Here is a 12,183-nt window from a genome sequence, read left to right as displayed (position 1 = left end):
TGGATAAGCTTGATATCATTGAATGTTTTGAGAATCCTGGCCATGAACTTCGCGTTGGTGAGGTACTATCGAAGCAAAGACTGATTTATGAAGCTCTAAAAATTACACCACCAGCCTAGTTAGGTATGGCGGGAATCCAGGGTTCAGGATGCTACCGATACACCCTTGTGCATTGACAGCCCCAACCCGCGCGTGATTGAGGCTGTTTTTAAATATGCCAACAAAGCGGGGATGCTCAATTCGATTTCTGAAGAAGGCGACAAGTGTGAGGTATTGCTGCCGCTAATGGCAAATAATAATTGGGAAGTGGTGGGACTTACCTGTGACAACAATGGTATCCCGACCGATTTACAGACCAAGCTTGACATTACCAAAACGATGGTTGAAAAGGCGGCCAAATATGACATTGCCCCGGAACGGATTCATATCGATCCCTGTGTGATGGCATTGTCAACCGACAATCAGTCGCTGTTAAATTTTGTTGAAGAAATTAAAGCCATCAAAGCACTATATCCAACCATTCATGTTACCGGTGCGATTTCTAACATTTCTTTCGGCCTGCCGATTCGGTCGTTGATTAATAAAAATGCTTTAGCCTATGCCATTCAAGCCGGGATGGACTCGGCGGTGATGGATCCCAACAACCGTGACATGATGGGGACAATCTTTGCCACCGAGGCCTTGTTGGGCCGTGACAAACATTGCCGCAAATACAGCAAAGCATACCGAGCCGGAAAAATTGGACCGCTGACAAAGTAAAAAAAAGCATAAAAAAACATAAGTAAAAGAAAACATAAATAAACCCGTATTATTCACAAAAACATAATAAACACCCATCAAAACCCCTGAAACCATAGCTTTCAGTGATTTCTCAAATTCACCCATTGGGTGAGAATAAAAAAATAGAAAAGAACCCCAATTTCTGATAAAATTTAAGTGACAAAACCAAAACCATCAGAGAAAAGGAGTTCTTTCAATGACAAGTTTAAACGATTATGCAGTAAATTTCAACAAAAAACTGAAAGTGAGTTTTAATGGCGGGGATCTTTCATCCGACGCCGGTCTGCTGATTCCCCGGAGCTTTGACGAATCACTTGGTTTGAGTCGTCTGATTGAAGCGTATTTCCCACAAATAGGAAAGCACTGTCATTCTACAGCGGATGTGATCAGACAAGTGATCTATACCACCATTGCCGGTTACCATACCGATGATGCATCCGATCATCTGCGTCAGGATCCTGCCTTTACACAGATCCTGGGGAAAAAAGCATTGGCCTCTCAACCAACGATTTCCAGATGCCTGAATCATTTTGATATCAAGATGCTGGAAAAACTTGACCAACTGCTCCTTGATTTTGTGGCGAAAGCCTACGCCGTGAGCCAGCCAGAGTATGTGGTTCTTGATGTCGATTCAACCCACATTGACACCCACGGCCAGCAGGAAAATTCGGCCTACAATTATCACTATGGAACAACCGGCTATCACCCACTCATGGTTTTTGATGGCTTAACTGGCGATCTGTTAAAAGTTGAACTCCGAAAAGGCAGTGTCTACACCTCCAGGAACGTGGCCGCTTTTCTAAAACCGGTGCTCCAGTGGTTTCGCTCAAAGTTTCCGGACATTCAGCTGATTCTCCGGGGCGATAGCGGGTTTGCCACCCCGGAACTCTATGAACTGCTCGAAGCGTTTGATGTCTACTATGTCATTCGCCTGAAGTACAATGGCAGGCTCTCAGCCTGTTCACGTGCGGCTGACGATGAGTTTTATGCCACCTATGGGACAGATTACAGCAAGAGTCACAATCTTTATCATGACTTTACTTATCAGGCCGGAAGCTGGGACATATCCCGCCGTGTGGTTTGCCGAATTGAACGCCATGCTGGTGAGCTGTGCCCACGGCACACCTTTATTGTAACCAACCTGACGGCTCATCCCCAGGAGGTCATCGGGGTCTACCATAAACGTGGGCAGATGGAAAATTTCATCAAGGAGGCCAAACTTGATTTCGGGATGGATACGCTGAGTCACTCATCATTCCTGACCAATGCGGTTAAACTGCTGATCCGCGGATTGGCCTATAATCTGATCAGCTTCATGAAACGACTGGTGCTGCCAAAAGCCTATAAAAAGAGCCGCATGCTGACTTTGCGTGTGATTCTGATCAAAGTAGCTGGCCGCCTCGTCCGTTCCGGACGATCTACCTGGCTGAAACTCAGTTCAAGTTTCCCATATTTGAATCTGTTCCATGACCTGCTTGTCAAACTCGAATAATAACAGCCGTATAAACCCAGCTTTAAAATTAAAAAACAAGGTCCCGGGGATTCGTCTGCCCATTTTGAGCTGATGATCAGCTTGCCTGATGTCTGCTCTTCTCAAAACCGGCAATTTACCAACAATTTTTCGTTTTGGCAATGTGCCAATCTGAAAATAGCACTTTTGATGGTATTTTTGCAGGCGAGATGGGTTTATGAATAATTCGGGATAAAAGAAAACATAAAAAAAGAAAACACAAAAAAAGACCACAAACTAAGCTCTGAAAATGTAAAAACACCCCAGACAACAGAAGGTCACGTTGTTTGGGGTGTTTTTAATTTTTGCGGATCAGGCAATCAGCTATAGTTGAGATCTGATTGGTTCAAATCTCGCCAGCGGCAAGTGCAGCCTGGCACAAGGCCGCTGATACAAGTAAAAAACAACAAGGAGCGACCAGAGAGCGGCAATTATCCTTGCTATCAGCAGCTGCCTTCGATATAATCTAAGATACGGAGGTAGGATATGAAAAAGAAATGCATAATGCTTTTAGTTTTAGGCTTGCTGCTTTTGGCAACGACAGGCTGTGGAATGGAAGCGTATTTTAATAAGCAAAACAATGCCACCGGCACTGAAGAAAAAGAACTGCCGAAAATGGAATTAAATGAACCCTTTTTAGTGACGACTGTCACTGGCGATTATAGTTTGACAATTAACGGGGCAAGAATAACACCGCAAAGAAATGAAAAGTTAACGACTAATCCCAAACAGGTGGTCTTTCTGGATTATACATACGCAAATATTAGTTATGAAAAGCGAAGTAACATCGATTTCTTTTTGGCTCAGGGAGACTTTGTGGTAAGTGATGGTGACGGCAATAGACTAGTGGCTTATGATCTCAAAGATCCCAACCGGATGATTAAAGAAACTCCCATTGGTGACACTTGTTCGGCAAGCATTGCCTATGGCCTGGAAACGGACAGTAATCACCTTACCGTTACCTTTGTCCGGGGCAAGGGCAGAGAGATTGCTCAAATCACTATTCCGATCAAATAAAAGAAGGGCAGACATGATGGAAATTAAAAATAGGCGAACCAAACAAATGCTTGCGTATTTTCTGATGATCTTTGCACCAGGATTATTGATTGTCAGTGTTTTTACTGCCATCTTTATTAATATTAATATCGATAACGGAAAAAACATTATTAAAATCAGACAGCTTAATAATAGCGCCATTGTCAGCGTCAATGTCAATTCAATCTTTGAAGATATCAACTCAGACGGCAATATCATTATGAACTCCAGTGAAATAAGTGCTTATGTCAAGAATCCTGGCGATGTTAACAATCAAAATGAGCTCAAGCGGATATTTTCAAATATGATGACCAGTAAAAAAATCTATGATTCGATCCGTTTTGTCGGTCTTGATGGCAACGAAAAGGTTCGGGTCAATGCAAGCGGCAATAGCACCATCGCCGTTGCTGACGAGGCCTTAGAAAATAAAGGGGCAGAGTTTTATTTTCTCGAAGGGATAAAGCTTAATCCCGGCGAAATCTATATCTCGCCGATGGATTTGAGTATCCGGGGCAAGCAGGTGGAAACTCCTATCAAACCGCTAATGCGACTGGTGCTGCCGGTATTTAATGACCAAAATGAACGCCAGGGAATCCTGGTGTTGAACTATCTGGCCAAAAATATGCTGGATCAAATTGAAAATGACTCAAAAAGTAACATCGATATGAAAATTCTGCTCTTAAATGAGGAAGGCTATTATTTATTAAGTGAAAACAGTAACAAAGCATTTTCCTTTGTCTATGAACCGCAGCAGGATATCTCTTTTCGTCAGGAAAACCCGGAAATCTGGCAGGCCATCTTAAATAAGCGAAGTGGCTATTTCGATGATGGAAAAGATCTTTATTTTTACGCCCCCGTTTATCCGCTGGAGGGCTATCGCAACCTTCACTGGGTCTTGATTGGGGCAGCGCCGCTTGATACCCTCGGTGTTTTTTCCAATGAGGATAACCGCACCATGATCCTGATTGCCGGGTTATTGACCCTTATTCTAGTGATTATCAGCCTGATATTTTCCTGGTTACTGCTGCTAAAAAAAGAAGCCAGCTCGCGCGAAAAGATCACCGACAGTATTTTTAAGAATTCCAAAGAAGGCATCATCGTTATGGATGCGGGGACTCGGATTGTTTATATTAACAAGGCATTCTCAACCATTACCGGCTATCAGGAAGATGAAGTGATCGGAAGAAAACCGATCGATTTAAAGACCGATGAACAGCTGCGCGATATTTATAGCGATATTTGGAAAATTGTCAATCAGGAAGGTAACTGGCAGGGCGAAATTGTTGATCAAAGAAAAGACGGAACCACCTATCCCAAATATATTAGTATCTCCAAAATATTTGATAGTAAAAGCGATGCCTTGAGTAATTATTTAGAGGTCTTTGAAGACTTAACCAATACTAAAATTACTGAAGAGGCGATCAATAAAATTAAACATTATGACGAGATTACCGGCCTGCCAACGCTGCTTCTTTTTGAAATTAAAAGCCGGGAATTTATTAAACAATACGATAAGTTGGCGATCATTGTGCTGCAGATTACTAATTTTAATACGCTTTACGATAATTTAGGAAAAAAATCCGGGAAAATTTTGCTTAAAGAGGTATCGCAACGGATTAAAACATTTTTAAGTGAAGCGGATCTTTTAGGCATTCTCCATAAAGATCAGTTTATTATCGCCCGGGTCAACAGCAATGATAGACTGGAGATTGGACAGCTGATCAATAAAATGATGACCTATCTCAAAGAGCCGGTCGAAATCGAAAACGAGAAGGTTTATTTAAACCTTGCCATTGGCATTGCTCTTTTCCAGGAGGATAGCGCCGATCTGGACAAATTGATCGAATATGGAAATATTGCCAAAAACTATGCCCTGCAAACCGGCGGTAACACCTATGTATTTTACGAGAAAGAAATCAAGGAAAATTACATCAATAATTTGAAGTTAGAAACTGAATTGCGGGGGGCGCTTAAAAAGAACGAACTCACTTTAGTCTACCAGCCTCAGGTTGAGATCAACAGTAGCACCATCATTGCCAGTGAAGCCTTGCTGAGATGGCATAATGACAATCTCGGCCAGGTAAGCCCAGGTCAATTTATCCCGGTGGCCGAACGAACCGATTTAATTATTCCGATCGGCAATTGGGTTTTAGAAGAAGCGATCAAGCAAAATAAAGAATGGCAGAGCCTGGCTAAACGTCAAATTGGGGTAGCCGTTAACCTCTCACCGATTCAATTTGAAAAATCAGATCTACCGCAAATTATCAAGAATCTGCTGGAAAAATATCAAATGCCGGCAGAATTATTGGAAATTGAAATTACCGAGGGTATTCTGGTCGAAAACATGGAAGGGATCAGAGGCCAGCTGGAGCAGATTAAAGCGCTGGGGGTGAAGGTCGCCATTGATGATTTTGGAACCGGCTATTCATCATTAAAATACTTGCAGAATCTCAATTTTGACAAGCTTAAAATTGATCGCGAATTTATTAAAGATTATCCCCAAAATGACACCGGGAACATTGCCAAAACGATTCTCCATCTGGCCAAGCAAATGAACCTGAGTGTGATTGCGGAGGGGGTTGAAACCCAAGAACAGTTTCTGTTTTTAAAAGAAAATAATTGCCCGGAAATACAGGGTTACTATTTCTATAAACCCTTGTCGGCAAATGACTTTGAAGTACTGATAACAGATAACCCGCAGGTCTCAGAGACCGATGAGCCCGGAAGAAGATTTTAAAGAAAAATAATTCTTCATATGATATGATTATAAATTAAGACGGATTGATTACGAAAAACCGTAAAATAAAAATTGCTGTGATTGATGGCAATAGTTTTGATGATCCCAAGTGTTATGTGGTGGGGGAGAAACGGTGAAAGGATTCAAATTGAAGCGATTAGAAGATATTTTATCCCCGCAAGACCTAAAGAATCTGTCGATTGCAGATCTTAATGGTCTGGCCGGGGAAATGCGCAGTAAAATTTTAGTAACGGTAGCAAATAACGGTGGCCATTTGGCATCAAATCTGGGGATTGTTGAAACAACTCTGGCGATCCACCGGGTTTTTAACAATCCCGACGATCAAATCGTTTTTGATGTCGGCCATCAATGCTATGCCCATAAATTATTAACCGGGCGCCACCACCAGTTTCATACCCTGCGGCAATGGCAGGGAATCTCTGGTTTTACCAATCGGAAAGAGAGTAATAAAGACGCTTTTGGAGCCGGCCATAGTGGCACCTCGATCTCGGCTGCCCTGGGACTGGCGATGGCCAATCAGCTTGATGGCAAAAAAGATTATGTTATTGCCCTAGTTGGAGATGGTTCCTTCACCAATGGGATGATTTATGAAGCCTTAAATAATTGTAACAAAGAAAACTTGAGACTGATTATTATCTTGAATGACAATGAAATGTCTATTTCAGAAAATGTCGGCGGCCTGTCAAACTACTTATCAAAAATTAGAAATAGTCAGAACTATTTTAATTTAAAACACCATACCCAGTCTTTCTTGCATAAGATTCCCCTTGTTGGCGATGGTCTGGTTGAAGGCACCCGAAAATTTAAAAAGCAACTAAAAAAACGGGTGGTAGCCGAAAACTTTTTTGAACATCTGGGTCTCGATTACCTGGGGCCGGTTGACGGCTGTGATCTGAAAAAACTGGAATCGGTGCTCAGTGAGGCAAAAAGCAAAAGCAAGTGCTGTCTGGTACATATCCATACCGTCAAAGGAAAGGGTTACCCCGATGCCGAAGAACATCCCGAAATGTATCACTCATCCGGCCCCTTTGACCGCGATAAGGGGATTGCAAAAAAAGCATCGGAGGACAATTTCTCAGCCATGTTTGGAAAAATCATGGTTGAAGCGGCCAATAGCAACGATTCGATCTGCGCGATTACCGCCGCGATGACTGGTGGCACGGGCCTGGATCGATTTAGTCAGGCTCATCCCCGGCGCTTTTTTGATGTCGGGATTGCCGAAGAACACGCGGTCACCTTTGCTGCCGGTCTGTCGGCCAATGGAAAAACCCCGGTTTGTGCCATTTATTCAACCTTTGTTCAACGGGTTTATGATCAACTGATTCATGATGCCGCGATTCAAACGCTGCCCCTGATTATGGCTCTGGATCGGTGTGGGCTAGTGCCAGGAGACGGGATTACCCATCAGGGTATCTACGACTGTTCCTACCTGTCTTCGATCCCGGGAATACAGATTTATAGTCCCGAAACCTATGATGAAATGAAGATCAGTTTTACAACTTGTTTTGAAGATAAAAGCCTGGCAGTGATTCGTTACCCTAAAGGAGCAGAGCAGCAATATGACCGTAGCGGTTGTAGCCATGATGGGGATCTCTCTTATCAGGATTTTTCAGAAGTAGGCAAAGACGCTGAGCATCCGGAAATTGTGATCCTGACCTATGGCCGAATTACCCAAAATGCCTATGATGCAATTCAATTATTAAAAGCAAACAAGCAGATCCGCTTAATCAAACTAATCAAGGTTTACCCGCTTGAGCTGGAAAAAATCTTCTCACTCATGGGGCAAGCAAAGCTTGTTTATATTTTGGAAGAAGGGATTAGAAGCGGTGGAATTGGCGAAAAACTGGCTGCGGCGATCGCTCAAAACGAGGATTTTAAGCCCGCTAAGTTACGGATTCGCGCGATTGAAAATCCCTTGATGGAACAGGGTGATCTCCCAGATTTATATAACTGCTGCGGATTTTTGCCGGCCCAGATTGCCGACGAAATTATTGAAATAGTGGGAAACAAATAAAACACGGTGTGAGCCCTAGAAAATTATCAAAAAAGTTAACTCAGTACCGACAATAACCTCAGGAAGTCAGCCTTTGTTGATTTCCTGTTTTTCTTTACTGTAAAAACAATTGATTTAATCAACGTTTTGAGGCAAGCTTGGGTATATAAATAAAATAAGGGTCTGAATAAAAATCTAGCAAAAATCTGAAAGGCAGGAAATATAGATGATGATGGAAAAGCTAGCAGTCCGATTAGTGGAAAATCAGGGGCGATATCAAAAAGGCTTAGTACTTCCCCAGATACCACCGATAAAATCAGTCAAGCTTGTTAAACAATCAAGCCTGAATATAAAAGCAAAAAAGCAGGTGGCCGTATCGGTGGAGATTATAATGAAAAATGGCTTTAATGAAATTATAAATAGCTATGATCGTTTGTTTGAAAATCTCAGCGATCCCGAATCGGTTCATCAGGTTAGGGTGTCAATTCGAAAATTTAGGGCGATACTGGCTTTTTTTATGCCATTATTTAAAAGAGCAGACTACCAGCAGAAGCAGGATAGGCTGAGAAAAATGGCGCAGCAATTTAGCGAAGTCCGGCAGCTGGATGTGCTGCTGGAAGAAATTTCGCAAATCGAAAAAGACAGCGTCCTGGCGATCAGTGACTTTGAGGTCATTAAAGCCCATCTTATCGGCAAGCGTCAAATTGCCTTTAAGGCACTATTAACAAATCTAGAAACCGATGCCTTTGTCCTTGATCTACTAGACATTTGGGTATGGAAGCTTAATGGCCCCTGGGATGAAAGCACACCACTGCTACAGCTATCGCTAAAAAAATACACCGAAAAGCAGGTTGACAATTGGCTAAAAAAAATCAAAAAAAGCATGAAAAGCCTGGATGTAAAAGATCAACAGGCGATTCACCGCGTCCGCATCAAAAGCAAGAAGCTCCGCTATGCGATTGAAGCGCTAGCTTGCATAGTTGACCACAAAACCAGCAAATCAATCGCGGCATTTAAAAAAATTCAGGACGATCTCGGCTATTACCACGACGTCTTCGCCAACCAGCACTTACTAGAACAGCTCACTTCAGAAAGCGACGACACCAAACTCCACTACCAGGCCGGCATCATCATCGGCGGACAGATGATCGCAGGCAACCGAAAGATCAAGAAGTTTCTACACTAAGAAAAACATTGGATTAAATAAAGCAGTACCGACAATTGTTACATCATGTTGTGACCTAGGGGTCAGACCCTATGCATCAAGGCGGACACGGCGTAGCCTGTCCGAGCTTGCGCGAAGGCAACGAGCCAATCACAAGCTTTGCTTGTAGTTGGCGACTGCCCGCGGCTTAAACGAAAGAAGCATAGCGGATTTCGTGTAGTGCAGCATAAAACAGATTAACAATTGGTCGGTACGGCTAGTTCAACGAATACCGTAAAGTTTATCAAATAAACTTTACAGTCAGCTTGTCAGCTGTAAAGATCCGTGCTATACTTTTAATCATGAAAACCCGATTAAAAGGTGGAGGCATAGAAAATTGAAAGAGCTCTTGTCAAAAATAGAAAAACTGAAAAAAGAAAAAAACGCGGTTATTTTAGCCCATTACTATGTGAACGATGAAATCCAGGAAATTGCCGATTATGTCGGCGATTCCTATTATCTCAGCAAAATTGCTGTTGAGCTGCCCCAAAAAGTGATTGTTTTTTGTGGGGTTACCTTTATGGGCGAAAGCGCCAAAATACTCAGTCCCCAGAAAACCGTGATCATGCCGGAAGCCCTGGCTGACTGTCCGATGGCGCATATGGCGGCGATTGATAAAATCAAAGAAGTTCGCGAAAAATACGATGACCTGGCGGTGGTTTGCTATATCAATTCAACCGCCGAAATTAAAAAATATGTCGATGTCTGTGTGACCTCGTCCAATGCATTGAAAATTGTTAAGGCGTTACCCCAACAAAATATTTATTTTGTGCCGGACCAGAACCTCGGCCAATACATTGCCAGCCAGCTTCCGGAAAAGCAGTTTATCTTTAATGACGGCTATTGTCACGTCCATGACGAAATCATGATCGATGAGTTAGAAGAGGCCAAGGCCGCCCATCCCAAGGCCAAGGTACTGGTTCATCCCGAATGCACCATGACCGTGATAGGTGGCGCCGATTATGTCGGGTCTACCTCGGGGATCATTGATTACGCCACCGCCAGTGATGCCGATGAATTTATCATCGGGACGGAGATTGGCATTTTTTATCAGCTCAAGAAAAATAATCTAGGTAAAAAGTTCTATACCATCAATAACAAGCAGATCTGCCCCAATATGAAAAAGATCAGCTTAGGTAAGGTCGCTTATGCGCTAGAAAACGGCATCAATCAGATCGAAGTCGACAATGAAACCCGGACAAAGGCAGTTTTGGCTTTGGAAAAAATGCTGGAACTGGCCAAATGAGCGAGCACATCAAATGAAGGCGAAAACAGATATCATTGTCGTTGGAACTGGCGCTTCTGGTTTATTTTATGCCCTGAATATTCCGCCAAACAAAGCGATTCTGATGGTTACCAAAAGGGCAGTCGATGAAAGTGATTCTTACCTGGCTCAGGGTGGGATCTGCGTCCTCAGAGATGCCGATGATTATGACAGTTTTTTCGAGGATACCTTAAAAGCCGGACACTATGAAAATGACCGCGCTTCGGTCGATGTGATGATCCGCAGCTCGCCGGAGATTATCAGGGATCTGATTGACCTGGGGGTCGAATTCGAAAAGAAAAACGGCCAATTGGTCTATACCAGAGAAGGCGCCCACTCCAAAGCCCGGATTCTCTATCACGAAGACCTGACCGGAGCAGAAATCACCAGTAAGCTTTTGGCTGCGGTTAAAAAGCGACCCAATATTACCATTATTGAAAATATGGCAATGGTCGATCTGATCACTCAGGATAATCATTGCAGCGGTATCGTGGCCAGTGATGGGACAGGAGCAATTCATTTATACCATTCCGACTATGTCGTTTTGGCAACCGGAGGACTGGGGGGGCTATTTGACTCCTCTACCAATTTAGCCCACTTGACCGGAGACGCCATCGCGATCGCCTTAAAGCGTCAGATTGAAGTAGAAAACATCAGCTATATTCAAATTCATCCGACGACCCTTTATTCGCAGAAACCGGGGCGGCGTTTTCTGATTTCTGAATCGGTACGGGGCGAAGGGGCGGTGCTCTATAACCGCAAAATGCAGCGTTTTGTCGATGAACTGCTGCCCCGCGACCTGCTAACCAAGGCCATTCATCAGCAAATGGAACAAGATCAAAGTGATTTCGTCTGGTTGTCGATGCAGGATATGGGTCGTGAGTTGATTATCCATCGCTTTCCCAATATCTTTAGGCATTGTCTGGAAGAAGGGTATGATATTACCAGCGAATGTATCCCGGTGACCCCCGCCCAACATTATTTTATGGGCGGGATAAAAGTCGATCTGGACAGCAGAACCTCGATGGAGCATTTATATGCGATTGGAGAAATCAGTTGCAATCGGGTTCACGGTGCTAACCGGTTGGCCAGCAATTCGCTACTTGAAAGCCTGGTCTTTGCCAAAAGAGCAGCCAAAAATACTCAAAATCATTATAAAACCGCCGAGATTTTAAAAGCAACCCTTGATCTTGATGACTACAAAGATCTTGAGCAGTTAAAAACCGACTATAAAACCGTCATCCTAGACGAAATCGAAAGGAGTAAGGTAATTGAACGAATTGATAAAGCTTAACATTGATCCGCTAATTTTAGCCGCACTTAAAGAGGATATTACCAGTGAGGACATCACCACCAACGCTGTCATCAAAGCGGGCGTCAGAGCCCAGGTCGAGCTGATTGCCAAGGAAGCGGGGGTTATTGCCGGTCTGGCTGTTTACCAGCGGGTATTTGAACTTCTGGATGAAAGTGCAAGACTAGAAACGTTTTTTAGTGACGGTGAACCCGTCAAACCAGGGGATCTTGTGGCGGTCGTGAAAGCCGATGCCCGAACCCTGCTCTCCGGTGAGCGCACTGCCCTGAATTATCTGCAACGGATGAGTGGCATCGCCACCCATACCCGCAAACTGGCCAACTATTT

General features: G+C 43.5%; 7 protein-coding genes and 2 pseudogenes. All 9 read left to right on the top strand.

Annotation, left to right across the window (positions count from 1 at the left end; translation table 11 throughout):
• Nucleotides 1-141: 141 nt before the first annotated feature.
• A pseudogene (locus QZ998_RS16495) lies at nucleotides 142-759 on the top strand (dihydropteroate synthase); the annotation flags it as partial.
• A gap of 217 nt (nucleotides 760-976) precedes the next feature.
• Nucleotides 977-2,272, top strand: coding sequence for an IS1380 family transposase (locus QZ998_RS16490; RefSeq protein WP_296561964.1), 1,296 nt, complete (start codon nucleotides 977-979; stop codon nucleotides 2,270-2,272).
• A 504-nt stretch (nucleotides 2,273-2,776) separates the two neighbouring features.
• Nucleotides 2,777-3,307 (top strand): hypothetical protein, encoded by a 531-nt coding sequence (locus QZ998_RS16485; protein ID WP_296561962.1) that lies wholly within the window; start codon nucleotides 2,777-2,779, stop codon nucleotides 3,305-3,307.
• Nucleotides 3,308-3,323: 16 nt separating this feature from the next.
• Nucleotides 3,324-6,062, top strand: a complete 2,739-nt coding sequence (locus QZ998_RS16480; protein WP_296561960.1) for an EAL domain-containing protein — start codon at nucleotides 3,324-3,326, stop codon at nucleotides 6,060-6,062.
• 133 nt (nucleotides 6,063-6,195) lie between these two features.
• On the top strand, nucleotides 6,196-8,097 hold the full coding sequence (gene dxs, locus QZ998_RS16475) for a 1-deoxy-D-xylulose-5-phosphate synthase (protein WP_296561959.1): 1,902 nt from the start codon (nucleotides 6,196-6,198) through the stop codon (nucleotides 8,095-8,097).
• A gap of 205 nt (nucleotides 8,098-8,302) precedes the next feature.
• Complete coding sequence (locus tag QZ998_RS16470; protein ID WP_296561957.1) at nucleotides 8,303-9,262, top strand: CHAD domain-containing protein; 960 nt, start codon at nucleotides 8,303-8,305, stop codon at nucleotides 9,260-9,262.
• A 355-nt stretch (nucleotides 9,263-9,617) separates the two neighbouring features.
• The gene (nadA, locus tag QZ998_RS16465; protein ID WP_296561955.1) at nucleotides 9,618-10,526 is read left to right on the top strand and encodes a quinolinate synthase NadA; all 909 of its coding nucleotides are present in this window, start codon (nucleotides 9,618-9,620) and stop codon (nucleotides 10,524-10,526) included.
• Between the two features lie 13 nt (nucleotides 10,527-10,539).
• Nucleotides 10,540-11,838 carry an L-aspartate oxidase gene (locus QZ998_RS16460; RefSeq protein ID WP_296561953.1) on the top strand — a complete coding sequence of 433 codons (1,299 nt, stop codon included), beginning with the start codon at nucleotides 10,540-10,542 and terminating at the stop codon, nucleotides 11,836-11,838.
• Nucleotides 11,816-12,183 (top strand): annotated as a pseudogene (locus QZ998_RS16455) (nicotinate-nucleotide diphosphorylase (carboxylating)); the annotation flags it as partial. The gene QZ998_RS16460 and the pseudogene QZ998_RS16455, both read left to right, overlap by 23 nt.

This window comes from uncultured Acetobacterium sp. (assembly GCF_927416815.1).
Lineage (GTDB): Bacteria > Bacillota > Clostridia > Eubacteriales > Eubacteriaceae > Acetobacterium.
Note: the sequence above shows the minus strand (reverse complement) of the source record. Positions and strands in the feature narration are given on the sequence as shown.

Bases quoted from the DNA above. Each gene is read 5' to 3' on its own strand.
- QZ998_RS16490 (WP_296561964.1), top strand. From the start codon at position 977: ATGACAAGTTTAAACGATTATGCAGTAAATTTCAACAAAAAACTGAAA.
- QZ998_RS16485 (WP_296561962.1), top strand. From the start codon at position 2,777: ATGAAAAAGAAATGCATAATGCTTTTAGTTTTAGGCTTGCTGCTTTTG.
- QZ998_RS16480 (WP_296561960.1), top strand. From the start codon at position 3,324: ATGGAAATTAAAAATAGGCGAACCAAACAAATGCTTGCGTATTTTCTG.
- QZ998_RS16470 (WP_296561957.1), top strand. From the start codon at position 8,303: ATGATGATGGAAAAGCTAGCAGTCCGATTAGTGGAAAATCAGGGGCGA.
- QZ998_RS16460 (WP_296561953.1), top strand. From the start codon at position 10,540: ATGAAGGCGAAAACAGATATCATTGTCGTTGGAACTGGCGCTTCTGGT.